Annotated in this window: 26 protein-coding genes and 4 pseudogenes; 10 read left to right on the top strand and 20 right to left on the bottom strand. The window is 66.9% G+C overall.

The features are described from left to right. Position 1: 1 nt before the first annotated feature. From G3N64_RS01545 to G3N64_RS01535, 3 genes are all read right to left on the bottom strand, one after another. Entirely contained in the window at positions 2 to 1,498 is a 1,497-nt protein-coding gene (locus G3N64_RS01545; protein WP_205782011.1) for a TolC family protein, read from the bottom strand. Further along, positions 1,495 to 1,773 (bottom strand): hypothetical protein, encoded by a 279-nt coding sequence (locus tag G3N64_RS01540; protein WP_205782010.1) that lies wholly within the window; start codon positions 1,771 to 1,773, stop codon positions 1,495 to 1,497. The genes G3N64_RS01545 and G3N64_RS01540 overlap by 4 nt, the downstream gene beginning before the upstream one ends. A 90-nt stretch (positions 1,774 to 1,863) precedes the next feature. Further along, positions 1,864 to 2,220 (bottom strand): hypothetical protein, encoded by a 357-nt coding sequence (locus G3N64_RS01535; RefSeq protein WP_205782009.1) that lies wholly within the window; start codon positions 2,218 to 2,220, stop codon positions 1,864 to 1,866. 244 nt (positions 2,221 to 2,464) lie between these two features. On the opposite strand from G3N64_RS01535, the gene G3N64_RS01530 reads away from it, so the two are divergent. Both G3N64_RS01530 and G3N64_RS01525 read left to right on the top strand, forming a co-directional pair. Continuing rightward, the gene (locus tag G3N64_RS01530; protein WP_205782008.1) at positions 2,465 to 3,136 is read left to right on the top strand and encodes a heavy metal response regulator transcription factor; all 672 of its coding nucleotides are present in this window, start codon (positions 2,465 to 2,467) and stop codon (positions 3,134 to 3,136) included. Then, positions 3,133 to 4,542: a heavy metal sensor histidine kinase gene (locus tag G3N64_RS01525; protein ID WP_205782007.1), complete on the top strand. Its 1,410-nt coding sequence runs from the start codon at positions 3,133 to 3,135 to the stop codon at positions 4,540 to 4,542. Before G3N64_RS01530 ends, G3N64_RS01525 begins: the two co-directional genes overlap by 4 nt. Positions 4,543 to 4,561: 19 nt before the next feature. Here G3N64_RS01525 and G3N64_RS01520 read toward each other — a convergent pair whose 3' ends face one another. The 5 genes from G3N64_RS01520 to G3N64_RS39545 all read right to left on the bottom strand — a co-directional run bounded on the left by G3N64_RS01520 (position 4,562) and on the right by G3N64_RS39545 (position 7,946). Next, the gene (locus tag G3N64_RS01520) at positions 4,562 to 5,770 is read right to left on the bottom strand and encodes an MFS transporter (RefSeq protein WP_205782006.1); all 1,209 of its coding nucleotides are present in this window, start codon (positions 5,768 to 5,770) and stop codon (positions 4,562 to 4,564) included. A gap of 103 nt (positions 5,771 to 5,873) precedes the next feature. Next, positions 5,874 to 6,059, bottom strand: coding sequence for a DUF1289 domain-containing protein (locus tag G3N64_RS01515; RefSeq protein WP_205782005.1), 186 nt, complete (start codon positions 6,057 to 6,059; stop codon positions 5,874 to 5,876). A 2-nt stretch (positions 6,060 to 6,061) separates the two neighbouring features. Continuing rightward, entirely contained in the window at positions 6,062 to 7,069 is a 1,008-nt protein-coding gene (gene dmeF / locus G3N64_RS01510) for a CDF family Co(II)/Ni(II) efflux transporter DmeF (protein WP_205782004.1), read from the bottom strand. An 11-nt stretch (positions 7,070 to 7,080) separates the two neighbouring features. Then, positions 7,081 to 7,356: a metal/formaldehyde-sensitive transcriptional repressor gene (locus G3N64_RS01505; RefSeq protein ID WP_205782003.1), complete on the bottom strand. Its 276-nt coding sequence runs from the start codon at positions 7,354 to 7,356 to the stop codon at positions 7,081 to 7,083. Between the two features lie 359 nt (positions 7,357 to 7,715). Beyond that, on the bottom strand, positions 7,716 to 7,946 hold the full coding sequence (locus G3N64_RS39545; protein WP_241020715.1) for a DUF6402 family protein: 231 nt from the start codon (positions 7,944 to 7,946) through the stop codon (positions 7,716 to 7,718). Positions 7,947 to 8,039: 93 nt separating this feature from the next. On the opposite strand from G3N64_RS39545, the pseudogene G3N64_RS01495 reads away from it, so the two are divergent. Then, positions 8,040 to 8,423, top strand: a pseudogene (locus G3N64_RS01495) (sodium:calcium antiporter); the annotation flags it as partial. An 83-nt stretch (positions 8,424 to 8,506) separates the two neighbouring features. Here the strand turns inward: G3N64_RS01495 and arsH are convergent. The 10 genes from arsH to gstA form a co-directional block, all read right to left on the bottom strand. Continuing rightward, the gene (gene arsH / locus G3N64_RS01490; RefSeq protein ID WP_205782002.1) at positions 8,507 to 9,244 is read right to left on the bottom strand and encodes an arsenical resistance protein ArsH; all 738 of its coding nucleotides are present in this window, start codon (positions 9,242 to 9,244) and stop codon (positions 8,507 to 8,509) included. Beyond that, entirely contained in the window at positions 9,222 to 9,644 is a 423-nt protein-coding gene (gene arsC, locus G3N64_RS01485) for an arsenate reductase (glutaredoxin) (protein WP_205782001.1), read from the bottom strand. The genes arsH and arsC overlap by 23 nt, the downstream gene beginning before the upstream one ends. 20 nt (positions 9,645 to 9,664) lie before the next feature. Continuing rightward, positions 9,665 to 10,735: an ACR3 family arsenite efflux transporter gene (gene arsB, locus G3N64_RS01480; RefSeq protein ID WP_205782000.1), complete on the bottom strand. Its 1,071-nt coding sequence runs from the start codon at positions 10,733 to 10,735 to the stop codon at positions 9,665 to 9,667. Further along, complete coding sequence (locus G3N64_RS01475) at positions 10,732 to 11,064, bottom strand: metalloregulator ArsR/SmtB family transcription factor (protein WP_205781999.1); 333 nt, start codon at positions 11,062 to 11,064, stop codon at positions 10,732 to 10,734. The genes arsB and G3N64_RS01475 overlap by 4 nt, the downstream gene beginning before the upstream one ends. Positions 11,065 to 11,262: 198 nt before the next feature. Next, positions 11,263 to 11,634, bottom strand: a complete 372-nt coding sequence (locus G3N64_RS01470; RefSeq protein ID WP_205781998.1) for a copper-binding protein — start codon at positions 11,632 to 11,634, stop codon at positions 11,263 to 11,265. Further along, positions 11,631 to 14,837, bottom strand: coding sequence for an efflux RND transporter permease subunit (locus tag G3N64_RS01465; RefSeq protein ID WP_205781997.1), 3,207 nt, complete (start codon positions 14,835 to 14,837; stop codon positions 11,631 to 11,633). Before G3N64_RS01465 ends, G3N64_RS01470 begins: the two co-directional genes overlap by 4 nt. Next, positions 14,834 to 16,372 (bottom strand): efflux RND transporter periplasmic adaptor subunit, encoded by a 1,539-nt coding sequence (locus G3N64_RS01460; protein ID WP_205781996.1) that lies wholly within the window; start codon positions 16,370 to 16,372, stop codon positions 14,834 to 14,836. Before G3N64_RS01460 ends, G3N64_RS01465 begins: the two co-directional genes overlap by 4 nt. A gap of 11 nt (positions 16,373 to 16,383) precedes the next feature. After that, entirely contained in the window at positions 16,384 to 17,676 is a 1,293-nt protein-coding gene (locus tag G3N64_RS01455) for a TolC family protein (protein ID WP_205781995.1), read from the bottom strand. A 92-nt stretch (positions 17,677 to 17,768) separates the two neighbouring features. Beyond that, positions 17,769 to 18,146 carry a hypothetical protein gene (locus G3N64_RS01450; RefSeq protein ID WP_205781994.1) on the bottom strand — a complete coding sequence of 126 codons (378 nt, stop codon included), beginning with the start codon at positions 18,144 to 18,146 and terminating at the stop codon, positions 17,769 to 17,771. 83 nt (positions 18,147 to 18,229) lie between these two features. After that, positions 18,230 to 18,862 carry a glutathione transferase GstA gene (gene gstA / locus G3N64_RS01445; RefSeq protein ID WP_205781993.1) on the bottom strand — a complete coding sequence of 211 codons (633 nt, stop codon included), beginning with the start codon at positions 18,860 to 18,862 and terminating at the stop codon, positions 18,230 to 18,232. A gap of 136 nt (positions 18,863 to 18,998) precedes the next feature. Here gstA and G3N64_RS01440 point away from each other — a divergent pair, with 136 nt between their 5' ends. Genes G3N64_RS01440 through G3N64_RS01430 form a run of 3 tightly spaced genes read left to right on the top strand, consistent with a single transcriptional unit; the run spans position 18,999 to position 20,708 of the window. After that, positions 18,999 to 19,391 carry a helix-turn-helix domain-containing protein gene (locus tag G3N64_RS01440; RefSeq protein WP_205781992.1) on the top strand — a complete coding sequence of 131 codons (393 nt, stop codon included), beginning with the start codon at positions 18,999 to 19,001 and terminating at the stop codon, positions 19,389 to 19,391. Between the two features lie 31 nt (positions 19,392 to 19,422). Further along, a complete protein-coding gene (locus G3N64_RS01435) occupies positions 19,423 to 19,791 on the top strand; it encodes a hypothetical protein (RefSeq protein ID WP_205781991.1) in 369 nt (122 codons plus the stop codon). Positions 19,792 to 19,838: 47 nt separating this feature from the next. Beyond that, positions 19,839 to 20,708, top strand: coding sequence for a hypothetical protein (locus tag G3N64_RS01430; RefSeq protein ID WP_205781990.1), 870 nt, complete (start codon positions 19,839 to 19,841; stop codon positions 20,706 to 20,708). Positions 20,709 to 20,732: 24 nt separating this feature from the next. On the opposite strand, the pseudogene G3N64_RS40350 reads toward G3N64_RS01430, so the two are convergent. Together G3N64_RS40350 and G3N64_RS01425 are read right to left on the bottom strand one after the other, a co-directional pair. Continuing rightward, positions 20,733 to 21,026 (bottom strand): annotated as a pseudogene (locus G3N64_RS40350) (cupin); the annotation flags it as partial. A 159-nt stretch (positions 21,027 to 21,185) separates the two neighbouring features. Next, the gene (locus tag G3N64_RS01425; RefSeq protein ID WP_205781989.1) at positions 21,186 to 22,241 is read right to left on the bottom strand and encodes an RNA-guided endonuclease TnpB family protein; all 1,056 of its coding nucleotides are present in this window, start codon (positions 22,239 to 22,241) and stop codon (positions 21,186 to 21,188) included. Between the two features lie 175 nt (positions 22,242 to 22,416). Here G3N64_RS01425 and G3N64_RS01420 point away from each other — a divergent pair, with 175 nt between their 5' ends. The 4 genes and pseudogenes from G3N64_RS01420 to motB all read left to right on the top strand — a co-directional run bounded on the left by G3N64_RS01420 (position 22,417) and on the right by motB (position 26,412). Continuing rightward, positions 22,417 to 23,301 (top strand): helix-turn-helix transcriptional regulator, encoded by an 885-nt coding sequence (locus G3N64_RS01420; RefSeq protein WP_205781988.1) that lies wholly within the window; start codon positions 22,417 to 22,419, stop codon positions 23,299 to 23,301. A 295-nt stretch (positions 23,302 to 23,596) separates the two neighbouring features. After that, positions 23,597 to 24,169, top strand: a pseudogene (locus tag G3N64_RS01415) (aldehyde dehydrogenase family protein); the annotation flags it as partial. A 414-nt stretch (positions 24,170 to 24,583) separates the two neighbouring features. Continuing rightward, positions 24,584 to 25,454: pseudogene (gene motA, locus G3N64_RS01410) on the top strand (flagellar motor stator protein MotA). Between the two features lie 10 nt (positions 25,455 to 25,464). Next, positions 25,465 to 26,412, top strand: coding sequence for a flagellar motor protein MotB (gene motB, locus G3N64_RS01405; protein WP_205781987.1), 948 nt, complete (start codon positions 25,465 to 25,467; stop codon positions 26,410 to 26,412). Positions 26,413 to 26,594: the final 182 nt, after the last annotated feature.

Genomic DNA, 26,594 nt, shown 5'->3' with positions numbered 1-26,594 from the left:
GTCAATGACCTTCCTGATGCGTTTGCGTCGCGGGCGCCGGTTGCGCCGCGGGCGTGGACGCCGGCTGCGGCGCAGCGTCGGCGTTTGAAGTGGATTCGGGCTGGGTGGATTGCGCGGCGTGCGGCACGGCGCCCTCGGACGGCAGCCGGCCCCCGACCGCCATTTGCAGATCGGTTTCGGCAAGCCAGTAGTCCTTCAGCGCATCGATGTAGCCGTTGACCGCGCCGACCTGTTCGCGCGCATCGGCCAGCAGCTCGAACACGCTCGCGAGCATCCCGTTGTAGCGCAGCAGCAGCTCGTCCGAGATCGTCTTGCGCAGCGGCACGACTTCGTCGCGATAGTGCGTCGCGACGTCGTAGCTCGTCACGTACGCCCCATACGATTCGCGCACTTCGGAGCGCGCGTCGATGGCCGTCTTCGCGAGCCGGTTCGCCGACTGCATGTAGACGGCCTCGGCCCGCGCAACCTTCGCGCCGCCCCAGTCGAACAGTGGAATCTCGACGCTGATCTCGTAGCCGTGCTCGTGCCCCTTGCCGGTCTCGTAGTTGTTCACGTAGCCGAGCTCGACCGCATTGACGAAGCGCGTCGCCTTGCTGAGGCCGAGCGACGACGCAACGCCCTGCGTCTGCAGCTTGGCGGCCTGGATGTCGAAGCGGTTGCTCATCGCGAACCGTTCGAGATCGGGCAGGTTCGGCCGCGCTTTCGGCAGGTCGGGCAAGCGCTCAGGCAGCGCGTACTGCGTGCGTTCGCCCCACAGCCCCATCGCGCGCGTGAGCTTCTCGCGGGCAGCGACGGCCTGCTGGCGCGCCTTCGCATGCTGCGCGACCGCATCGGCATGGAACGCCTGTTCGCGCGCGTAATCGAGGCGGCTGAAGTTGCCGGCCTGCCGCATGCGCAGCGCGAGTTCGGCAGCCGCGCTCCCGGCATCGCGCACCTGTTGCGCATAGTTCGCGGCCTGCTCGGCAGCGACGGCCTCGACATACGCGCGGCGCGCGTCCGCTGCCACCTTCAGCATCGCGTCGGCCGTTTCGAGCTGGGTCTGCTCGAAGCGGCGGCGTTCGATGTTCGTCGCGAGCGGCATCGTCAGCAGCGCGAACACGTTCGCCGAAAACGTGCGGCCGAGGGTCAGCTCGCCGTCGCCGGCGCGTGTGCGGCTGAACGCGAAACGCGGGTTCGGCAGCCGGCCGGCCTGGACGAGATCGGCCTCCGACAGCCCCAGTTCCGCGTACGACGCCTGCAGGCCACGGTTGTTCAGCAGCGCGACCTGCACCGCGTCGTCCATCGACAGCGGCCTGGCCAGCAGTTCCTTCGTGCGCTTGTCGACGGCTTCGCGGTCGGCGTCGGTCCTGACCACGACCGCGTCTTTCCCGATGCGTTCCGACGCGGCGGTCGACACCGCGTCGAAGCCGCCGTCCTTCGAAAACGTCGTGCACCCCGCGAGGAAGGCCAGCACGGCCGCAGCCGCGCCGATCCTCGGCGATATCGCAAGCATCGTCATTGCGCGGCCCCCCCGTGCATCGAATGGGTACCGCCGCCAGTCGCGCGACCGGTCGTGCGTCCCTTCGCAGGCCGTTCCATCACGTCGCGGTTCAGTTGTTTCCAGCCCGGGCCTTCGTCGTCCCGATACGGCCGGTAGCCGTCGAATGCGGACGTCACGGTGACGTCCGGCACCGATGCGGCGGCGTCCGCCGGATCGGGCAGCGTGGTTTGCGCAGGCGCGAGCGACGGCACGAGGGCCGCCGCGCCAAGCAGCGCCGCAGTGATCAATCGCATGAATGGGTCTCGTCGTGAGTCGCCCGGCGGCACGGATGCCGCCGCCGGAGCGGATTGCAGAGCGCGGCCGGTCGGGGCCGCGGGCAGGGTCTAGACGAGCATCCGGCGCGGCGGCCTGTCGATGCCGCCGGTCAGGAACGACACGACCACGGCCGCAGGCGGGGACGACGCGATCGCCACGCGGATGTCCACCGCAGCGGATACCGCGGGTATGCCCGACATGCCGGCGCCGAAGCAGCAGGACACGCACGCGGAACACGACGGCGCATGCCGGGCGTGGCTGCCCGCGTCGCGATGGCCATCCTGCGCGACCGGCATCGTGTGCGACGCCTCGTCCGCGTACGGCGCGACAGCCGCCGTGCACGGCATCGACACGGTCGCGAACGACTGGATCGGCAGGCTCAGCGCCAGCAGCACGACGACGAGGAATTTGCGCCAGTACGACATGGATGCGGAATCAGGCAGGCAACGACCGGATAGGCCGGCGCAGCGCCGCGACGGCGCGCTCCGGGGACACGACGGCCGCAGCTTATCGCCGCCGCGGTGACGACGACATGGCCGAAACATGACCGGGGTTTCATGAAATTTCCGTCATCCGGTGGTCATCTTTCGCGCACGCACGGCGCCGTAAGCTCACGCGTTACACTGACCGGCTGGAATCACGGATGAATCACGGACAGCCTGCCTCACCATGCGGATACTGATAGTCGAAGACGAACCCAAGATGGCGTCGTACCTCCGGAAAGGGCTGATGGAGGCGAGCTACACGGTCGACGTCGCGGAAAACGGCAAGGACGGGCTGTTCCTCGCGCTGCACGAGGATTTCGATCTCGTCGTGCTCGACGTGATGCTGCCGGAAATGGATGGCTTCGAGGTGCTCCGGCGGCTGCGCGCGCAGAAGCAGACGCCCGTGCTGCTGCTCACGGCGCGCGAGGCGATCGAGGACAAGGTCGCCGGGCTCGAGCTGGGCGCCGACGACTACCTGCTCAAGCCGTTCGCGTATGCCGAGTTCCTCGCGCGCATCCGTTCGCTGCTGCGGCGCGCGCCGCGCAACGTGCGCGACATCCTGCACGTCGCCGATCTCGAAGTCGACCTGATCCGCCGCCGCGTGCGGCGCGCCGACACCCGCATCGACCTGACCGCGCAGGAATTCGCGCTGCTGCAGCTGCTCGCCGAACGCGAGGGCGAGGTGCTGACACGCACCTTCATCACGTCGCAGATCTGGGACATGAATTTCGACAGCGACACGAACGTCGTCGATGCGGCGATCAAGCGCCTGCGCGCGAAGATCGACAACGCGTACGACAGGAAGCTGATCCACACGATCCGCGGCATGGGCTACGTGCTCGAGGATCGTTCGTGACGCGCCACCCGGCCTCGTATTCGCTGCTGCAGCGCCTGACGCTCGCGTTCGCCGTCGTTGCCGCGCTCGTGTTCGCGCTGACCGGTGCGTACCTGTATCGCTCGCTGTCCGCCGAGCTGACGCGGCGCGACGACATCGAGATCTCCGGCAAGCTCAACCAGTTCCTGCAGCTCGCGCACGCGAGCGGGTCGATCGCCGCGCTGCGTGCCGATCCGGCCGTGTTTCATGAGGTGCTGCTGTCGCATCCGGGCGTCTATCTCGGCATCTACGACGCGCAGAACCGTGCGCTCGTCGAGCATTCCGACGAAGCCGGCAACACGCTGGCGTCGGTGATCGCCGCGCCGCATCCGGCCAGTGCAGCCGGTACCCCGTTCATGTGCGCGCCGCCCGGCATCGGCACGTCGCGCTGCGTGTATGCGCGCGCAACGCTGCCGTCCGGCGACGCGATCCAGGTCGCGCTCGCGCGCACGGCGACCGATCGCCAGTCGCTGCTCGAAAGCTATCGCGTCGACATCTGGCTCGCGGCGGCCGCCGGCGCGCTGCTGGTCGGCGCGCTCGGCTACGCAGTTGCGTCGCGCGGCCTGCGCCCGGTCGAGAGCCTCGGCCGGCAGACGTCGCGCATCGAGGCGCACAACCTGAACGCGCGGCTCGACGCGCGCGGCGGCCCGGTCGAGCTGCGTGAACTCGCGACCTCGGTCAACCGGATGCTCGACCGCCTCGAACGTGCGTTCGTGCGGCTGTCGCAATTCTCGTCCGATCTCGCGCACGACATGCGCACGCCGCTCGCCAACATGATCAGCTCGTCGCAGGTCACGCTGTCGCGCGCGCGCACGACCGAGGAATACGAAGCGCTGATCGATTCGAACATCGAGGAATGCGAACGGTTGCAGCGGATGATCGAGAACATGCTGTTTCTCGCGCGCACCGACAATGCGCGGCAGCACCTGAAGACCGCCGAGCTCGACGCGGGCAGCGAGCTGCGCCGGCTCGCGTCGTATTTCCAGGCGCTGGCCGACGAAGCCGGCGTGCGCATCGACGTGCACGGCGAAGCGCCGGTCGTCGCCGATGCAACGCTGTTCCGGCGCGCGGTGAGCAACCTCGCGTCGAACGCGCTCGAACATGCGGAAGCCGCGTCGACGATCGAGCTCGCGGTTTCCGCACAAGCCGGTTATGCGGTCGTCGAAGTCACGAATCGCGGCGCCGCGATTCCGCCCGAACAGGTCGAACGGATCTTCGAGCGCTTCTACCGCATCGATTCGTCGCGGCACGGCGCGGCGCGCAACGCGGGGCTCGGGCTCGCGATCGTGAAGTCGATCATGGAGCTGCATCGCGGCAAGGTCGAGGTGACCAGCCGCGACGGGTGCACGACGTTCGCGCTTTATTTTCCGCGCGGCACGGACCGTTAGACCGCTCGCGGCCTTCCGGCTAGCGATCCTGCGCGGCGCCGAACGACGTTCGAATGCAGGCGAGCAGCACGATGGTCGCCGCACTGAACACGGCCCCGGCGTAGAACGTGGCCGCAGCGCCCACCCGATCCCACAGGATGCCGGCGACGACACTCGACACGAGCGTCACCACGCCGCCGAGCAGGTTGAATACGCCGAACGCCGTCCCTCTCAACTCGGCCGGCGCGACATGCGCGACCATCGTCGCGAGCAGCCCCTGCGTCATCCCCATATGGAGCCCCCACAGCGCGACGCCGACGAGTACGGCGCCCCAGTGCGTGCCGTGTGCAAGCACGAGATCGGCGGCGATCAGCAGGACGAGCCCGGCCGCCATCAGCTTCTTATGGCTCGTCGTGTCGGCGAGCTTGCCGAACGGGTAGGCCGACAACGCGTACACGACGTTCATCGCCACCATCACGAGCGGCACGAGCGCGACGGGTACGCCGCCGCCCATCGCGCGCAGCACCAGGAACGCCTCGCTGAAGCGGGCCAGCGCGAACATGGCGCCCACGGCGACGACCCACCAGTAGCGGGCGCCGAGCTGCGCGACGACATCGCGGCGGATCGGGTTGACGCGCGGCTCGCCCGGCGCGCGCGCCGGCTCGTCGATACCGAACGCGAGCAGCGCCACAGCCAGCACGCCGGGGATCACGGCCAGCCAGAATGCGAGGCGGAAGTCGTCGTGCCACGCCAGCATGATGATGACGGCCAGCAGCGGTCCGAGGAATGCGCCCACCGTGTCGAGCGACTGCCGCAGCCCGTAGGCGGCGCCGCGCAGGTGGACCGGCGTGACGTCGGCCACCAGCGCATCGCGCGGCGCGCCGCGGATCCCCTTGCCGATCCGGTCGACGATTCGCGCCGTCACGACGACGCCGATCGTCGGCGCGAGCGCGAACAGCGGCTTGCTGAGCGCGCCGAGCCCGTATCCGGCGACCGCCAGCCATTTGCGATTGCGCAGGTAGTCGCTCAGCGTGCCGGAGAACACCTTCACGACCGGCGACGTCGCCTCGGCGATCCCCTCGATGACGCCGATCGCGGTCGCGCTCGCGCCGAGCCCGGCCATCAGGAACATCGGCAACAGGCTGTGGATGATTTCCGACGATACGTCCATCAGCAGGCTGACGCAGCCCAGCACCCAGACGCTGCGTGGAATCTGGCGAAGAATGCCGGTCGGCGATTCGGTCTGCATGGGCTGCCCCCGGTTCAGGCGTCCTGACGCTGGATGCCGATACCCGTCATCCTACTGCCGGCCCGTGACGAGATCGCACGTTCCGGTTGTCGCGCGCTCGCCTTCACTCCCCCGGCTCGCGCCGGATCTTCGCTTGCCGGCGCGTGCGGTCGTTCAGTATCTGGTGCCGGCGATGGTCGGTCATCTTCCTCCAGTCGCGCGCCTCGTCGCGCGTGCGCAGGCAGCCCACGCAGAATCCGGTGCGGCCGTCGAATGCGCACAGCTCGATACACGGCGATTTCACGGCCACGGTCAGGCCGCCTTCGCCGGCGCCATCACTTCGACGGTCACGTGAGAAACGCCGTCGAAGCGCGCGACGAGCGCATGGTAGAAGCGCGCATCACGCGCCGCGTCGGCGGTCTCGACCGACACGATCGCGCTCATGTGGCCTGGGCCGACGCGCCACACGTGAAGGTCGTTGACCTTGTCGCCCAGCGCCTCGATCGCATGGCGCACGCGCTCCGCCAGCTTGCGATCGACGTTGACGTCGAGCAGGATGCCGCCCGTATCGCGCATCAGCCCGTACGACCAGTTCGCGATGACGAGCGCGCCGATGATGCCCGCGAGCGGATCCATCCAGACCCAGCCGAAGGCGCGTGCGAGCAGCAGGCCGACGATGGCCAGCACCGACACGGCCGCGTCGGCGATCACGTGAACGTAGGCCGACCGGATGTTGTGGTCGCGATGGGCCACCGCGCGCGAACCGTGATCGTGATCCGCGTGATGGTCATCGTCGTGATCGTGGTCGTGGTCATGCCCGTGATGATGACCGTGCCCGTGGCCATGCCCGTGGTGGTGATCGCCGCTCAGCAGCCACACACTGGCGAGGTTGACCGCGAGCCCCAGCACGGCAATCGGAATCGCTTCGCCGAAATGAATGGGAACGGGAGACAGCAGACGCGCAATCGCCTCGTAACCGATCAGGATCGCGATCATCGCGAGCACGATCGCGCTCGTGAATCCGGCCAGGTCGCCCAGCTTGCCGGTGCCGAACACGAAGCGCGGATCGTCGGCATGCCTGCGCGCATAGGTATAGGCCAGTGCGGCGATCAGCATCGCGCCCGCGTGCGTCGACATGTGCAGCCCGTCGGCGACGAGCGCCAGCGATCCGAACAGCGTGCCGCCGACGATCTCGGCCACCATCATCGCCGCGCACAGGCCGATGACCAACCATGTCTTCCGTTCGTTCTGCTCGTGCGCAGCGCCGAGAAAGATGTGATCGTGCCCCGCGCCAAACGCGTCATCCGTGAAATTGCGCATGCTCGCCCCGATTACTTGAAATAGCTGTGCACCACGTCGATCAGCTGCTCGGTCGCGCTGCCTTCATGCGCATCCGGCCCGTGCGCATCGACCAGATGCTCGCGGATGTGGTCTTCCAGCACGACGGCCAGCAGCCCGTTCATCGCGCCGCGGCAACTCGTGATCAATTGCAGGACTTCGTTGCAGCCGCGCTCTTCCCCGAGCGCGCGCTCGATGGCCTCGACCTGGCCCTTGATCCGGCGCACGCGGTTCAGCAGCTTCTGTTTTTCACGAACGGTATGACTCATCGATGACTGACTCCTGCATAGGGAGGGGGAGTATATATCCGGAAGGCTTTCCCTATAGGGGAGAGGGGTATTTTTCCCATTGACAGGTTTTCGCCTCAGATACCCGTTTGACAGAGAGGGCCACCCCGCATGGTTCCGTACCGGCCCTCTTATATCTCGAGCGCCATCTGTCTATACCCGCCCTATCTTTCGCCATAAAGTGGGAGACGTTCCCGTACTTCCCACTGGTGCTCAATACCGATGGATCCCCATGGGCTCCTGCCTGCATAGGGTTGTTTAATCGTGCGCGGGCCAGGCCACATAAGGTGCTTTCACTGAATCCCGTTGCGCAGGGAGCGCGATGTGTTTCGGCGCTCGGATCAGCGCAGCGAAATCGGAATTCTCGCCGCGACCCAATCTATCGTGGTAGGTGGCATCGAGATCGTCCGCGTGCTGTCGTACGCATCCGATGCGTCGCGAAATTTCAGTGCCCAACCCAGGGAAACCGTCGTGTCATCGAGCGGCTGTACAGCGTTGAGGTCGTTGTTATAGATGTGTCTTGGGCTCGCAAGCCATTCTCGCGCAAGCTTGGCCGAGATTGGCCAGCCCATCTTATCCATCGCTTTGGGGATGTCCTGCAGATCGAACTCGGGCAGTTTGTCGGCTTGCTCTGCATCTCGAGGCTTATCGCTCGGTTCGGCGCTGCGAAGGGCTTCATTCACGGCGTGGAAGGCGTGTCGCATGTGCTCGGCGTGTCGGCACTGCTGCTGTCGCTGATCATCGTGCCGATCGCGACGGAATTGCCGGAGAAGGTCAACAGCGTGCTGTGGATCCGCCGCAGGAAGGACACGCTCGCGTTCGGCAACATCACCGGCGCGATGGTGTTCCAGGGCACGCTGCTGCCGGCGATCGGCATCATGCTGACGCCGTGGGAGCCGCGCCCCGAAGTGCTGACCGGCGTGATCGTCACGCTCGCGGCCGCGGCATGGCTGCGCGTCAATGCACGCACCCGCGGCCTCGCGATCTGGGCATTGCTCGCGAACGGCGCGGGTTACGCGGGGTATCTGTTCCTGACGCTGGCCCGCTGACCCCGCGCGCCCGGCATGCCGGGGCACGATGCCGGAGCCCCGGCGCGAACGAAGCCTCATCGCACCGGCCGCCGGCCAGCGGCTCAGATGCGCGTCTGGTTCACCCGCTGCGACAGTTGTTCGGCGCTTTCCTTGCGCTCGCTGTACCGGTCCGTCAGGTACGCGCCGACGTCGCGCGTCAGCAGCGTGAACTTGACCAGTTCCTCCATCACGTCGACGACGCGGTCGAAATACGCGGACGGCTTCATCCGGTCGTCGTCTCCGAATTCCATGAACGCCTTCGCGACGGACGACTGGTTCGGAATGGTCAGCATGCGCATCCAGCGCCCGAGCACGCGCATCTGGTTGACCGCGTTGAACGACTGCGATCCGCCACTGACCTGCATGACCGCCAGCGTCTTGCCCTGCGTCGGCCGTACCGCGCCGACCGACAGCGGAATCCAGTCGATCTGCGATTTCATCACGCCGGTCATCGCGCCGTGCCGCTCGGGCGAGCACCACACCATGCCCTCCGACCATTGCACGAGCTCGCGCAACTCGGCCACTTTCGGGTGATCGTCGGGCGCACCGTCGGGCAACGGCAATCCGGCCGGATTGAAGATCCGGACGTCGGCGCCCATCGCCGTCAGCAGCCGCGCCGCCTCCTCGACCAGCAGCCGGCTGAACGAACGCGCGCGCAACGACCCGTAGAGCAGCACGATGCGAGGCGGATGCGTCGACGGCGCGGCCGGCTGCAGCCGGCTTGCATCCGGTACGCGAAAGCGCGCGGCATCGAGTTGCGGCAGATCGTTCAGGCGCTCAGACACGCTTGCCCTCCGCATCGATCACGATTTCGCCGTCTTCCTTCGCGAACGGCCCCTTCTGCGGATCGGGCAGGATATCGAGCACCTGCTCGGACGGGCGGCACAGCCGCGTGCCCAGCGGAGTGACGACGATCGGGCGATTGATCAGCATCGGGTGAGCGGCCATGAAGCCGATCAGGTCGTCGTCGCTCCACTTCGGATTGTCGAGATCGAGCGTGTCGTAGGGTGTCCCCTTGCGACGCAGCACGTCGCGCACGGGCACGCCCATCGCCGCGATCAGCACGCGCAATGTCTCGCGGTCGGGCGGCGTTTCCAGATAAAGCACGACGCGGGGCTCGACGCCGGTGTTGCGGATCATCGCCAGCGTGTTGCGCGACGTGCCGCAATCGGGGTTGTGATAGATCGTGATGTCGGTCATTTCCGGATTCCTGAAGAATTTCACGCGCGCTCGTACCAGCCCTTCGACCGGTTGACGACGCGCACGACGAGCAGCATGACCGGTACTTCGATGAGCACGCCGACGACGGTCGCAAGCGCCGCGCCGGAGTGGAAGCCGAACAGGCTGATGGCGGCCGCCACGGCCAGTTCGAAGAAATTGGACGCGCCGATCAGCGCCGACGGACACGCGACGCTGTGCTTCTCGCCGACGATGCGATTGAGCCCGTACGCCAGCGCCGCGTTGAAGAACACCTGGATCAGGATCGGCACCGCGAGCAGCGCGATCACCAGCGGCTGCTTCAGGATCGCCTCGCCCTGGAACGCGAACAGCAGCACCAGCGTGGCCAGCAGCGCGGCGATGGACCAGGGGCCGATCTTCGCCATCGCCGCATCGAACGCCGCCTGCCCGTTCGCGAGCAGCCACCTGCGCCACGCTTGCGCGAGGAGCACCGGTATCACGATGTAGAGCACGACCGACGTGAGCAGCGTCGCCCACGGCACCGTGATCGCGGACATCCCCAGCAGCAGGCCGACCAGCGGCGCGAACGCGATCACCATGATGCTGTCGTTCAGCGCGACCTGCGACAGCGTGAACAGCGGATCGCCGCCCGTCAGCCGGCTCCACACGAACACCATCGCCGTGCACGGCGCGGCGGCCAGCAGGATCAGGCCGGCGATATAGCTGTCGATCTCGCCGGCCGGCAGCATCGGCGCGAACAGCTGCCGGATGAACAGCCAGCCGAGCAAGGCCATCGAGAACGGCTTGACGAGCCAGTTCACGACGAGCGTGACGCCGATCCCCCGGATGTGCTGCCGAACCTCATGCAACGCGCCGAAGTCGACCTTGACGAGCATCGGCACGATCATCACCCAGATCAGCAGCCCGACGGGCAGGTTGACCTGCGCGTATTCCATGCGGCCGATGCGCTGGAAGAGCCCGGGCAGCGCCTGGCCCAGCGCGATGCCGAGCACGATGCACAGCGCCACCCAGACGCTCAGGTAGCGCTCGAAGAAACCGATGGCGGGCCGGACCGCCGCGGCTGGCGACGGGGCAGCGTTCGAGCCGGTCATGTGCGATCCCCGCAGCAAGCGGGCGCCGCCGGCACGCCGCACGCAGCGCCGGCGCAGCAGTTCTCGGTCAGGAACCCGACGAGTCCGCTCATCGATTCGAAATTCGCCGCGTAATAGATGAACCGGCCGTCCTGGCGCGCGGTGACCAGTTCGGCATGCGACAAATCCTTCAGATGAAACGACAGGCTCGATGGCGACAACCCGATCTGCTGCGCGATTGCGCCGGCCGGTAGCCCTTCGGGCCCGGCCACGACCAGCGCGCGAAAGATGGCCAGGCGCGCTTCATGAGCAAGCGCGCCCAAGGCGCGCACGACGAGATTGGAGTCCATGGCGCAAAGGATAACGTCGTCATTTCAACATTTCAAGTATCGTTGAAATAAAGATGCCGGCTCGCTTTCGGGCTCCGTTCTCCCCGACTCGCGCAGTCGAACGCCGCCGGGCGACGCGCACCCGGCCCGAACGGATATTCACGTCGCCGGTGCAGCCGCCCGCCTCGCGGACGGGCGGCGCACCGGCACGCCGTCAGGTCAGGACGCCTTCACCAGCTTGACGATCGTCAGCGTGCCGTCGACCTTCTCGATCCGCACCTTGACCTTGTCGCCCGCATGCGCGTGCTCGAGCATCGCGGCGTCCTTCGCCTTGAACGCCATCGTCATCGGCGGCATCCCGACGTTCTCGAGCGCGCCGTGCTTCAGCGTGATCTTGCCGCTCGCGGCATCGACCTTCTTCACTTCGGCGTCGGTCAGCGCACCATTCGATTCGCTTGCGCCGCCCGACGCCATCTTCATGCCGGACATGTCCATGCCCGCCATGTCGCCGGCAGCAAAGGCGGGGGCGGCGAACGTGCCGATCGCAAGAACGGCGGCAGCAGCAACGGTGACGGTAATCAACTTCTTCATCGGGATTCTCCGGTTGGGATGGATGGCACGTTCGTGCCGTGAGGAACTGCATCGGAAAGCCGCACACGGCCCGCGCTTCGCGCATGACGGCGCTGAAGCAGGAGCCAGGCGGCGGGAATGACGAACATCGACAGCAGCGGCGCCGTGACCATGCCGCCGACCATCGGCGCGGCGATGCGCTGCATGACTTCGGAACCGGCGCCGTGCCCGACCATGATCGGCACGAGGCCGGCGAGCACGACCGCGACCGTCATCGCCTTGGGCCGCACGCGCAGCACCGCGCCTTCGCGGATCGCATCGAGCAGCAATGCATCGGTCAGCGGTTCGCCGGCGTCGAGCCGGCGCTGCAGCGCACCCTTCAGGTACAGCAGCATCACGACGCCGAATTCGGCCGCCACGCCCGCGAGCGCGATGAAGCCCACCGACGTCGCGACGGACACCGCATGGCCGAGCGCCCACACGAGCCAGAAGCCGCCGACGAGCGCGAACGGCACCGTCGACATCAGCAGCAGCGCATCGGCCGCCGAGCCGAACGTGAGGAACAGCAGCACGAAGATCACGACGAGCGTCACCGGCACCACGGTACGCAGCTTGGCCGCCGCGCGTTCGAGATACTCGAACTGCCCCGACCACGCGATCGAATAGCCGGGCGGCAACGCGACCTGCCGCGCAACGGCCTGCTGCATCGCGCGCACGGCGCTCTGCAGATCGGTGCCGCGGATGTCGACGTACACGTAGCCGGACAGTCGTGCGTTCTCGCTGCGAATCATCGGCGGGCCGTCGGCAATCGCGATGCGTGCGACGTCGCCGAGGCGGATCTGCGCGCCGCGCGCCGTGACCACCGGCAGTTGCCGCAGGTTCTCGACCGAATCGCGCACCTCGCGCGGGTAGCGGATGTTGATCGGGAAGCGCTCGCGCCCCGCGATCACTTCGCCGACGTCGTCGCCGCCGATCGCCGACGACACGACCGACTGGATGTCGGCCACCGACAGCCCGTAGCGCGCGGCGGCGAGCCGGTCGATGTCGACGTCGATGTAGCGGCCGCCGTTCAGCCGCTCCGCGAGCGCGGACGTGACGCCCGGCACGGGTTTCACCGCGGCCTCGACCTGCTTCGCGATCGCGTCGATCCCGGCCAGGTCGGGCCCGGAAATCTTCACGCCGACCGGCGTCTTGATGCCGGTGGACAGCATGTCGAGCCGGTTGCGGATCGGCGGCACCCACACGTTCGACAGGCCCGGCACCTTCACCGTCCGATCGAGTTCGTCGACGAGCTTCTCGGGCGTCATGCCGGGCCGCCATGCGCTGCGCGGCTTGAACCGGATCGTCGTCTCGAACATCTCGAGCGGCGCGGGATCGGTCGCGGTATCGGCGCGGCCCGATTTGCCGAACACCGTGTCGACTTCGGGCACGGTCTTGATCAGCCGGTCGGTCTGCTGCAGCAGCTCGCTCGCCTTGTCGGCCGAGATGCCCGGCAGCGCGGTCGGCATGTACAGCAGGTCGCCTTCGTCGAGCGGCGGCATGAATTCGCCGCCGAGTCGCGACAACGGCACGGCCGTCAACATGAGCGCGGCCACCGCGACGCCGATCGCGAACCACGGGCGCCGCAGCGTCGCCTCGAGCAGCGGCCGGTACAGGCGGATCAACACACGGTTGATCGGATTCGCGTGCTCGTGCGGAATGCGGCCGCGCACCAGATAGCCCATCAGCACCGGCACCAGCGTCACCGACAGCCCGGCGGCGGCGGCGATCGTGTAGGTCTTCGTGAACGCCAGCGGCGCGAACAGCTTGCCTTCCTGCCCTTCCAGCGAAAACACCGGGATGAACGACAGCGTGATGATCAGCAGCGAGAAGAACAGCGCAGGCCCGACCTCCGCGGCCGACGTCGCGACGAGCGCCCATCGTCGCGCCGGCGTGATCGGTTCGCCGGGATGCGCGTGGTCGTACGCTTCGAGATGCTTGTGCGCGTTCTCGATCATCACGATCGCCGCGTCGATCATCGCGCCGATCGCGATCGCGATCCCGCCGAGCGACATCAGGTTCGCGTTCACGCCCTGGTAGCGCATCACGATGAACGCGGCCAGCACGCCGAGCGGCAGCGACAGGATCGCGACGAACGCACTGCGCAGATGGAACAGGAACACCGCGCAGACGATCCCGACGATCACGAACTCCTCGATCAGCTTGTCCTTCAGGTTGCCCACCGCGCGCTCGATCAGCTGCGAGCGATCGTAGGTCGTGACGATCTCGACGCCGGGCGGCAGCGAACGCTTCAGGTCGGCGAGCTTCGCCTTCACCGCATCGATCGTGGTCAGCGCGTTCTTGCCCGAACGCATCACGACGACACCGCCCGTCACCTCGCCCTGCCCGTTCAGCTCCGCGATCCCGCGCCGCATCGCCGGGCCGACCTGGATGCGCGCGACGTCGCCGAGCAGCACCGGCGTGCCGGCGTCGTTCGTGCGCAGCACGACGTGCCGGAAATCGTCGAGCGTGCGCAGGTAGCCGGTCGAGCGCACCATGTACTCCGACTCGGCCAGCTCGACGACGGACCCGCCGGACGCCTGGTTCGCGTTGCCGAGCGCGTTCGCGACCTCCGCCTGCGTGATGCCGTACGCGCGCAGCTTGTCCGGATCGAGCACGACCTGGTACTGCTGCACCATCCCGCCGATGCTCGCGACTTCCGACACGTCCGGCACGGCCTTCAGCTCGAACTTCAGGAACCAGTCGTTGAGCGCGCGCAATTGCCCGAGATCGTGATGGCCGGTGCGATCGACGAGCGCATACTCGACCACCCAGCCGACGCCGGTCGCATCGGGCCCGAGCGAGACCGTGGCACCGGCCGGCAGCCGGCTCTGCACCTGGCTCAGGTATTCGAGCACGCGCGAGCGCGCCCAGTACGGATCGGTGCGGTCGTCGAACAGCACATAGACGAACGCATCGCCGAACGACGAATACGCGCGGACGGTTTTCGCGCCGGGCACGCCGAGCAGCGTGGTCGTCAACGGATAGGTCACCTGATCCTCGACGATCTGCGGCGCCTTGCCCGGATACGACGCCTTCACGATCACCTGCGTATCCGACAGGTCGGGCAACGCATCGAGCGGTGTCTGCCTGAGCGAATGGATGCCCCATGCGGCGATCAGCACGGTGGCGAGCAGCACGAGGAAACGGTTGTGGATCGACCAGCGAATGAGGCGCGCGATCATCGTTCGCCTCCCTGCGGTTCGACCTTCGTCAGCCGATAGCCGTCGTCGCCCTGCATGAACGCGAAGCGCACCGTCTGGCCCGGCTTCACGTCCGGGAACGCAGTGGCCGACGGCTTGCCGAACGTCATCGTCATCGCGCCCCAGCCGAGCGCCGGAACGGGCTGATGCGAGAACGTGATGTCGTCGGCCGTGACCTGCTCGACCTTGCCCGTCGTTTCGTAGGTTGGCGCCGCCTTCGGTGTGGACGCGGGCGCCGCCCCGCTTGCGCCGGTGCCGCTTTCCAGCCGCGGCAGCACGGACTGGAGGCTCGCCTCGGAATCGATCAGGAACTGCCCCGATGTGACGACCGTGTCGCCTTCGTTCAGCCCGCCGAGCACTTCCGTTTCGCTGCCGACGTCGTTGCCCGCCGTCACCGTCACCGGCTGAAGCCGGCCGTCGCCGTTCTTCACGATGACGATCGAGCGCTTGCCGGTCGCGATCACCGCCTCGGACGGCACGAGCAGGCGCGACACGGTCTGCCGCGCGGCGACCCGCACGCGCATCAGCATGCCGGGCGTGAGCTTCAGCGCGGCGTTGTCGATCTCCACGCGCGCCTGCAGCGTGCGGCTGCTCGTGCTGATGCCCGGCAGCACTTCGCGGATGCGCCCGGTGAAATGCTGCGCCGGGTCGCCCGCGAACGTCGCGTCGACCGACATCCCCGGCTGCACGGTCAGCGCGAGCGCTTCCGGCACTTCGACGATGAGCCACAGCGTCGAGAGTCCCGCGATCTTCGCAAGCGTCTGACCGGGCGCGACCATCGCGCCGTCTCGCACGTTCAATTCGCTGACGACGCCGGTCTCCGGCGCGGTCAGCACGACATGCGTCTGCGCGCGGCCGGTGCGATCGAGGTTCGCGATCATGCCGTCGGGAATCGACAGCGCCCGCATCCGCGCGCGCGAAGCCTCGAGCAGGCTGTCGTCCATCCCGCCGCGCTTGAGCGCGAGATATTCCTCCTGCGGCGCGAGCCAGTCGGGCACGAACAGCGACGCCACCGGCGCGCCCTTCGCGATGCGCTGCATCGGTGCGCGCGCATAGAGACGGTCGATGTAGCCGGTCACGCGCGACTGGACGACATCCGCGCGCGACTCGTCGAACTGCGTGGTGCCCACCGCATCGAATCCGGCCGCCGCCTGCTGCCGGCGCACGGTCGCATAGCGGATGCCGAGGTTCTGCTGCAGCCCCGGATCGATCCGGATGCCGGACGCGCCGCCGCCTTCGTCCGCGTAGACGGGCTGCAGCTGCATATCCATGAAGGGTGACTTGCCCGGCTTGTCGAAGTGCTGGTTCGGCACCATCGGGTCGTGCCAGTACAGCACCTTGCGGCCGGTCTTCGGGTCGGATTTACCGGGCAACGGCAACGGCGACGCCGACGCGGTGGTGTCCGTGGCCGTCGCGGCAGTCGCCGCATGGCGTGCGCCCGCGAAATAACCTGCGCCGAGCAGCGCAGCGCCGGCGAACGCCAGCACGGCCGCGCGGGCCAGTGTTTGCTTCGTCATGTCGTTCTCCTTTATTGCGCGGCGGCCAGCGTCGACGGCACGACCTGGTATTCGAGCTGGGCCCAGGTCTGCGACACCTCGCGCCTGAGGTCGAGCACCTGCAGTTGCGCATCCAGTTGCGCACGGCGCGCGGCGAACGTATCCGCGAGCGAGCCGGTACCCGCACGGTAGGCCGCGTTCGCCAGCTGCACGCGCTGGTCGGCGGCGGGCAGCAATGCGTCGCCGAGATTCGCGATGCGCGCACGACCGCTCGCGAGCGTCGCGGACTGCGTGCGGATATCGGCCTGCACCTGGCGCAGCGTGTCCTCGTACATCAGCCGCGCCTTCGTCGCGAGCGCGGCCTTCTCGGCGACGTCGCGGTTCTGGCGGTTCTTGCGATTGAGCGGCAGCGGGATCGTCACGCCGACCGACACCATGTTCGAATACGCGCCGCCACGCTGCTGGTACGCGACTTCCCATGTCCAGTTCGGGCTGCGTTCGCTGTTCGCGACGGCCGTATCGGCTTCGGCGACGGCGATATCGTCCGCAGCCGTGATGAGCACCGGCTGCGACGACCGCAATTCGTCCGGCGGCAACGACGACACGAACGACTCCGGCGCGGGCGGCGTGCCCGCGACGTCGTCGACCGGCACGGCGGTCCAGCGCGACAGCGTGATGAGCGCGGTCTGGTAGGCCTGCTGCGCCTTCAGCAACTGGTCCTGCGTCTGCGCGAGCATGGCCCGCGCCTGGACGACATCGGCCGCGCTCGCCTTCGCGCCGCGATACGACGCCTTCGTCGCTTCGAGTTCGTGGTTCATGTGATCGAGCAGCGCCTGCTGCAGCGCGAGCGCCTGCTTCGCGTAGACGGCGTTCAGCCAGGCCGTCGCGGTTTGCTGGCGCACGCTCGCGAGCTGCGCGAGATAGCCGGCGCGTTCGCGCCCGACCTGCTCGTTGGCGAGCGCCGATCGCAGGCGCCGCTTGTCGCCGGACACCCACTCCTGCTCGATGCCGATGCGGCGCATCGTCATGAAATCCTGGCCGACGGTGAAGCGCTGGCCGCCATTGACCGGCAGGTTGTCGATGCCGGCCTTGAGCATCGGATCGGGCAGCTGGCCGGCCTTCACGGCCGCTTCCGAACTGGCGCGCACGGAAGCCTGCGCGGCCTGCATCGACGCGGAATGATCGGTGGCGGACTGCAGCGCGGCATCCAGCGTGAAAGGCGGTTGCTGCGCGTGAGCCGCGCCCGCAACCAGCAGCGCCGCCCAAAGCACGGGCGCGCGCCGACGCACACGCCGCGCAAGCGACGTGCCGAAATGGAATGACATGGTTGAACCCCAACGACGGAATCCCATGGGAATTCCACGTCCTGATACAGGACGAACCTCACCGCGAATGCGGCGAACCTATCGGATCGGGATCAGTTGATGCGTGGAGGGCGCCACAACCCGTTCGGATCGCGGACCGGGAGGATTTGCGCGTAGTGGAACGCGACGGTGCTGGCGTATGCAGCGGGGCGACTGACTTCGGCGCGAGCGGCCGGATGATAGAGACTGCCGAACTGGCATTGCGCCGTCAGCTTGCAGAACATGCCCTTCGCTTTCGCATGGGCCTTGCCGGCGGACGACGACTTCATCGAATCGCAACCCGGCATGTCGGCGGACATGCCGGCGTCCGCTTCCATCGACATGCCCTGCTGCATCATCGGACATTCCCCGGCCAAGCCGCTGGCTGCCAGCCCGCTGATGGGCAGCACTGCGCAGAGCAGCAGCAGGATGATGGTCCGGAGGAATTTCATGGCGGGGATTATAGCGCGGGGATTTGCTGTGTGGCGGCACGTCGATGAAGCGGAACGACGCGCCGACTCCACGGCGCCGCCTGCTACCGGGAGAGCCCCTCCGCCTCCAGCACCGCCCGCACCGCCGGCCGTGCCCGCACCCGCTCGTACCACGCACGCAGATGCGCATACCGGGTCAGGTCGATATCCGCGTTGTACACCGACCGCATCCATTCCGCCTTGCCCCAGCCCGTCAGCGCGAACAGGTACGCATCGGCGACCGTGAACGTGTCGCCCATCAAGAACGCGTTGCCTTCGAGTTGACGGTCGATCCACGCGAAGCGGCTGTCGAGCTTCGTTCTCGCCGGGTCGACGTATTGTCCCGCCTGCACCGCGTACAGCAGCGGGATGAAGCCCTTGTGGATCTCGGTGCCGAGGAAGTTGAGCCACTCCATCAGCCGATAGCGCGCGAGCGTGCCGTAAGCGGGCGCGAGCCCCGCGTCCGGACGCAAATCCGCGAGATACTGCGCGATCACCGGCCCTTCGCGCAGCAGCGTGCGGTCGTCGAGCTCGAGCAGCGGCACGTAGCCGAGTTCGGTCACGTCGTAGTAATTTCGCCCGTCTTCAATGACATGCTTGCGCGCGTCGACCTTGACGACATCCGCGTCGATGCCGGCTTCGCGCAGCACGATGCAGATCGCCTGCGAACAGCTTCCGGGAGCGTGATAGAGCTTCATGCGTTTCCTTGATGGGTTGTCCATGTATCGATTCGCCGCGACGCGGGCGCTAATATCTCGCATCGGCGCAGGGCTGAGAAGACGGCAGTCGTTTGTGCCGTAGTCACAAAAAATTTACCGACCAGGATTCGGCACGATGAAAACGAGTGCGACAGGATGTTCCGTTGAAGAAGCGATGCGCCTGCTCGGCGGCCGCTGGCGGCTGCTAGCGGTGTCGTATCTGCTCGACGGGCCGCGGCGCTTCAGCGACCTGCGGCGCGACATGCCCGGCATCTCGCAACGGATGCTGACGCTCGACCTGCGCGCGCTCGAAGATGCGGGGCTCGTGCGGCGGACCGTCTATCCGGAAGTGCCGGTGCGGGTCGAGTACGACCTGACCGCCGACGGCGACCGGCTGCGGCCCGTGGTCGAAGTCATGCGCGAATTCGGGCTGTGGCTGAAGGCGCGCGATGCCGATGCGTCGTGCGAGGCCGGCGTGACACCCGGCGCGGCAGCCGCGATCGAAACGGCCGTCCATTCAACCCGATAACCCCTACCGCCCTTACGCAGGAACCCCGTTCATGGAACTTCACGCCACGATCGGCGCGGCAACGTCCGATCTCGACGACGACGAAAGCTTCGCCAACATCTACTGTCACGACGCCGAGCAGGACTATTGCTTCGCGCTGTCGCGCTTTCCGGACGACGCGCTGATTGAAGTGATGGTGCGCGACCAGATCAACGTGCGCGTCAAGGATCTGTCGGTGCGCCTGACGGACGACATGATCGACGTCGAACTCGAACCCGGCATCGCCGCGCGTCTCGACGGCCAGACGCGCTACGTGATCCATCTCGCACCCGGCCAGTACGATCCGGTCGCGCTGCGCGCCGCGCTGAAGGAGATCTTCGTCGGCAAGAACGGGTATCGGGACGACAGCGCGCGCGGCTAGGCAGCCGACGGCCCGTTCATCCTCGACCTTCGCTCCGACGCCTGCTCATGACGCGCTCCCCGCGACTCCGCCCGCTTCCCCGCATTGCCGCGACCGCGCTACTGCTCGCCGCCTGCGCATCGATCGCGCCCGCCGCGCACGCGGCCAAGCCGCTGCTCGCGTTCAAGGTCGACGACACCGTCACGGCCCGCGTCGAACGGGCGGACAACCAGCACATCACCGTGCGCTTCCTGCCCAGCGGCAAGACGCAAACGCTCGACGTGACCGCCGCCGACGAGGAAGGTCACTATCACCTCGCGTCGGACGACTACAACTTCGACGGCCACCGCGATCTCGCCATGCACGCGACGCTCGGCATGGTCAACGACAGCTACGGGATCTACCTGTACGACGCCGCGCGCCAGCAGTTCGAACCGCTGCACATGCCGGCGAGCAACATGCCGCATGGCAACTGCGACGACCTCGTCAACGTGGCAGCGAAACCGAAAGAGCGCACGCTGTACAGCTCGTGCCGCGGCGGCCCGATCTGGTACACCGATGCGTACCGCTTCGACAGTCACGGCAGGATGTATCTCTACCAGCGCAGCGAAGCTCTCCCGGACGATCTGCGTGACCTGCTCGACGGCGATTCGGGCCCGACGTCGATGCTGCTGACCTACGACGCGCAAGGCAAACGCGTGTCGCGCCGCCCTGATGCGTACGGCGGCGGCACCGTCACGTTCAAGGTGCGTCCGGCGCGCCTGCCGCTTCACGATGCGATGAACGACGCGCCCACGCGCCGCTACGTCGTCGCGGGCGACACGGTCGAACTGATCGACGCGAGCGCTGACGTCCAGTGGCTGAAGGTGCGGTATCGCAACCCGCACGCGGGGGCGGTACAGGGCTGGGTCAGCGCGACGGAGGCGATGGGCAATTGATGCAGGCGGCGGCGTGATCGCCGCCCAGCGGCCCGCGAAGCCGGCCGGCAGCAGGTAGCCCTGGCCCGGCGTGAACTCCTTGCGGTTGCCTTCGACGTCTGTCAGCGCGACCCGGCCCTCGACGAGCCACACGGCTTCGTCGGCCGCGGTTTCCGGAAACTCCACCGAGCCGACTTTCCCTTCCCGCCAGCCAATGATGTAGTTGCCGCTCTTGCCTTCCGCCGCGCGCCAATCGCTTTCGTCCATGCCGAAGTCGAGCTTCGTGAATTCGCCGATGCCTGCGCCGAGCGGCAGGATGTCCTTGATCAGTTTGGTCATCAGAATCTTTCGTCTCTCGATTGAAAAAAGCAGAGACAAAGTTACGCATTTACACTGCCCCGGTATGCTCCCTCCGGGGGGGGACAAGCGGTGTTTTCCGGGGCAAGCGGGTCGGCAGGACAACCGACGGTATTTCCCCCTATTGACGTCCGCCTCCGCCTAAACCCCTCGGAGGATTCCCACACCTGGCGATGCACGTCCGCATCGGAGAATGTTCTGCGCAGCGTTGGTATCCCGATCATGCTCGACACCACAGTCACTGCAAACCCACTCTCTTATTCGCAGCCCTGCGATACCTTTCGGCCGCGTCGTGCTGTCTTTCGACCCGCACGCCAAACAGGACTGGGTGGAACCGCTTTCGTCGACTTCCTCGAACGTGACTCCGTGCGCCATCGCCTTGTAACGGAGCTTGTTTCGGAAGGACGACCAGGCTGCGTCGTAGACGCTTTTAGCCATCCTGGTTCCGGCAAGTTTGGCGGCCGACACGTTGCCGACCGCGATGTAATCGAAACGCCGCACCAGATCGAGCGCGAGTTTGTGTTGGGAATCGGCACGGGCATTCGCGACCTTGGCGTGCAACTTCGCGATGTGCCGCTTGTGCTTTCGCGCCCGTTGCGCTTTCGCGAGCTTTTCCGCCGCTCGCTGGCCGAACCGATCGTTCGGCAGCTTCTCGCCCGTCGAAAGTGTGGCGAAGTCTTTCAAGCCGAGATCGATGCCGACAACGGAACGGATCGGGCGGGCCGGAACATCGGGCATCTCGATCACGATATTCAAGAACCAATTGCCGCGCGCATCCTGTGCAAAGTTGGTTCCGTCCTTGATCTTGCCTTCGGGAAGCGGGCGGCTATTGAACACGCGAAAGGTGTTGCCGGCAAAGCGGAACGCTTCGCCTTCGCGCTTCAGGTCGCGGCCCTTCAGCGGCACCCAGCCCAGCGATTTCCTGCCGCGATAGCGCAGGTAAGGGCGTCGATGCTGGCTGCGCGACTTCGCGTATTGCTCGCACGTTGCATTGATCGTTCCAGAGTGAATGCCGAGCGCCTTGCTGCTGCCGGTCGTGAGCACATTCAAGTCGAAACCCGTCGGCCACTTCTTGTTCCACTTGAGCGCGTGCTTCTGCATGTCATTGCAGAAGTTCCAGACGTAGTTCACCGCACGGCTCTGTATGCTAAGCAGTCCGTTGAGCGACCTCACGCGGTAGCGGTAGACAAGGATCATGCCGATGATCCTAACCCGTGGAAGAAGCTGCCTGTCAACAGCACTTCTTTCCTTCCCGCCATCCGCCCCGAAGGAAGTCCCCTTGGGGGAAATGGCGGGATCTCTCGGAGCAAATTCTGATGACGGTTTCAGCTGCAACCGCTAAAATCCCGCCCGCTTTTCACCGGGGAACCGCATGCTGCTCAACGTGAACCCCTTCCACCGCGACAACGACCGTTTCAACGTGTCGTTCAAGGCGCTGGGCGAGCTGATCGAGACGGTCGGCACGCCGCACTTCGTGCCGCGCCTCACGCAACTGCTCAATGAAGTGGTACCGCTCGACGTCGCGCACGTCGAACGCTCGCGCGTCGACGGTTCGATGCCCACCGGCTACCGATGCGAATGGATCGGCAGCAGCGGCATCGGCACCGAATCCACTGAAATCTCCGACGTGATGACGCTCTACTACGAGCGCTTTCTCGACAGCGACCCGCTGTTCGCGGGGCTGCGCGGCAAGACGGGCACGATGCTCGTCGTGCGCGACATCGCGGCGATCCCGCCCGGCGAATTCCGCCAGCGGCTGTTCGACGACGTGCATATCGGGCACGAATGCGTGCTCGCGCGCGGCACGCGCTATTCGCAGCATTCGATCGCGCTGGAGCGCGGCCGCGACCGGCCGCCGTTCACGCTCGCCGAGATGAACCGCTTTCGCAGCATCAGCGACGTGCTGTTCCCGCTGCTCGAACTGCACGCATCGACCACGGCCGTGCGGCGCGTCGCGCACCCGACGCCCGACGTCCATCCGCTCGCGCAGTTCGATGCGCGGATCGCGGCCGACGGCGTAAAGCTGTCGAAGCGCGAATACGAAACCTGCAAGCACCTGCTCTCCGGCAAGACCGTGCCCGAGACGGCCGAGATCCTCGGCGTGCGCGTCGCGTCGGCCGAGTCGTACGTGAAGCGCGCGTTCGCGAAGCTCGGCGTGCGCACGAAGCGCGAACTCGCCGCGTGGGGTTCGGCCGCCACCGCGTTCCCTTCCGCCGGCACACACGACGGCGCCGCGCCACCTGCCATCTCGCGCTGACGCGCCCCGGCCGCACCGCGCCGCGCGGCCGCGTTCGGTTGCGCCGCGTCGATGCGGCGGCGCTACTCGCATCGAAGCCCGTCGATGTAAACGTTGCGACTTCAAAATCTTCGCGCGGGCGTTCTCCTCTACCGTCGGCCGATCGCTTTACCTCAGAAAAAGGAGACGGCCCATGCCCCGCGAACTGAATCAACCGATGGGCGGCAACGAGATGCCGCGCTTTGGCGGCATCGCCACGATGATGCGGCTGCCGCAAGCCGACACGACCGACGGCCTCGACGTGTGCTTCGTCGGCGTGCCGCTCGAGCTCGGCGGCAAGTCGTCGCTGATCGTGCGCGACGACGCCGATCTCGACGTCGCGGTGTCGCTCGCGGTCGCGGTCGCGGTCGCGGTCGCGGTCGCGGTCGCGGTCGCGCAGCGTACGCGCGTCGAAGCGATGCTCCAGCACGGCATCGATGCGGGCGCACGCGTCGCATTCAGCGGCCGAGTGGCGGATGCCGGCGGCGACGGCTTCTTCATGGCGCCCGTCGTGATCGCCGAGCCGGCCGCCGACAACCCGCTGTGGACCGACGAAGTGTTCGGCCCCGTCGCGTGCGTGAAATCGTTCCGCACCGACGACGAAGCGATCGCGCTCGCGAACGACACGCGCTACGGGCTCGTCGCGACCGTCGTGACGCGCAATGCGGGTATCGCGAAGCAATTCCAGCAGCGCGTGCGCGCGGGGCTCGTGTGGATCAACGCGCCGCAGCTCATCTACCCGCACGTGTGCTGGGGCGGGTTCGGGCTCAGCGGAATCGGGCGCGAACTCGGCGTCGCGGGGCTGCGCAGCTACCAGGAACTGCGCCACGCGATGCGCGCGATCGACTGACCAGTGGGGCCATTCAGGCCGTTGGCGGCACCGTGTCTCGCGATACGGTGCCGTCTTTTTTGGGGAGGGTTGCGTGATTCGCCGCCCTGTTTCCGGGTCGCATCGATACGGAAACTCACGCGACGGCCACGCATTTTTTGACCTCGATCAAGAAAATCGCGCACATCGCCGCGCGCAAACGTGTGCCACGCGTGAATCACGCGCGATCCGTGGAATCACGGGTTCAGTCGTCCGGACGATCGCCGTTATTGCATCAACACCCGCCGATCGACGTCGTTTTGCAGCGAATCGGGACGACCGCCCGGATCGCCTCCGACACGCAACGATCCGTCGCGGGCATGGAACGGGACAGCCACACGTCCCGCTCGCTTTTCGACAACGGATGCAACAGCGCAAGTCGCGGACGAGGGAATCATGTTTGTAGCCATCGGGTGGATCGTCGTGATCGGGTCGGTGATCGGCAGTTTCGTCGGCGTGGGTGGCCATTTGCCGGCCTTGCTGCAACCGTTCGAGCTGCTGTGCATTTTCGGCGCCGCGCTCGGTGCGTTCGTCGTCAGCAATCCGGTCACGACGCTGAAGAAGACGATCAAGAGCCTGCCGACCTGTTTCAAGGGCGGCGGCTACACGAAGCAGCAATACGTCGAACTGATCGCGCTGCTGTACGAGCTGCTGCAGAAGGCGCGCCGGGACGGCATGCTGGCGCTCGAGCGCCGACGTCGACGCGCCCGAGCAAAGCCCGCTGTTCCAGAAGTATTCGCATGTGCTCGAAGACCATCACCTGCTCGACTTCATCGTCGATTATCTGCGGATGATGTCGAGCGGCAACGTGAACGTGCTGGAGATGCAGGACCTGATGGATGAGGAGCTGCATACGCACCACGCGGAGGCGTCGGTCGCGGCCAATGCGATCCAGAAGATGGCCGACGGCCTGCCCGCGTTCGGCATCGTCGCCGCGGTGATGGGCGTCGTGCATACGATGGGCTCGGTCGGCGCGCCGCCCGCCGTGCTCGGCAAGATGATCGCCGGCGCGCTCGTCGGCACGTTCCTCGGCATCCTGCTCGCGTACGGCTTCGTCGGTCCGCTCGCGGATCTGCTCAATGCGAAGGGCCGTGCCGCGGCCAAGCCGTTCCAGTGCGTGAAGGCCGTGCTGCTCGCGTCGATGAGCGGCTACGCGCCGGCGGTGGCGGTGGAATTCGGCCGCAAGGTGCTGTTCACGGCCGACCGCCCGAGCTTCAAGGAACTCGACGAGGCCGTGCGCGCGACGAAGTCGCCCAAGGCCGCGTAACGGAGGCGCCATGGCCGACAGTCGCTCCAATTCGTCGAAACAGGCATCGCCCGTCGTCGTGCGTCGCAAGAAAGGCGACGATCACGACGCCCACCACGGCGGCGCATGGAAAATCGCCTACGCCGATTTCGTCACGGCGATGATGGCGTTCTTCCTGCTGATGTGGCTGCTCGGCTCGGTTTCCAAGTACGACAAGCAGGGGATCGAGGACTACTTCAACACGCCGCTGTCGACGCTCCTCTCAGGCGGGAAGGACGCGCAGGCGCCGCGTCCGAGCGTCGTGCAGGGGGGCGGCCGCGACATGACGGACCCGGCGCCGGCGATCGATGCGAAAGCGCAACCGGTGCCGGCCAGTTCTCCCGCGGCACTCGCCAGCATCGTCGATACGCAAAAGCTCGAACGCCTGAAGGCGAAGCTGACCGCGGCGATTGCGCAAAGCCCGTCGTTGCGTGCGTACCAGGACCAGATCCGGATCGCGATCACCCACGAGGGCCTGCGCATCGAGATCGTCGATTCGCTCAAGCGCCCGATGTTCGCATCGGGCAGTTCGCGACCCGAAGGCTATGCCACCGCGATCCTCACCCAGATCGGTACGGCACTCGACGATGTCGAAAACCGCGTGTCGATCGCGGGGCACACCGATTCGACGCCGTATCCCGACGGCCCCGCGGGCTATTCGAACTGGGAGCTCTCCAGCGATCGTGCGAATGCCGCGCGGCGCGCGCTGGTCGCGGGCGGGTTGCGGGAAGAAAAGCTGCTCCAGGTGCGCGGGCTCGCGGATGTCCTGCCGCTCGACAGGAATGTGGCGGACGAGCCGACCAACCGCCGCATCAGCATCCTCGTGATGAACAATGCCGCCGAGCAGGCGTTCTTTCGGGACGGTGGCCGCACGACCGTGAACGAGACGGCCGGCGCCCGGGCCGCCGTGCTGCCGGCGGCGGTCACGCGGCAGCATTAGGCGCATTCGCGTTCACGAACGTCGGCCATGCGCACAGCCACCGCGCGCCTCCTCGTGCCCGACACAGTGGGCCTCGGCATCATGGCCGCGTTCGGAACGGCCGTGCGCAACATCGACTGACCAATCGGCCGCTCAGGCCGTCGACGGCACCGTGTCTCCTCCACGGTGCCGTCTTTTTCTGC

The organism is Burkholderia sp. Ac-20344, assembly GCF_017104975.1.
Classification (GTDB): Bacteria; Pseudomonadota; Gammaproteobacteria; order Burkholderiales; family Burkholderiaceae; genus Burkholderia.
Note: the sequence above shows the minus strand (reverse complement) of the source record. Positions and strands in the feature narration are given on the sequence as shown.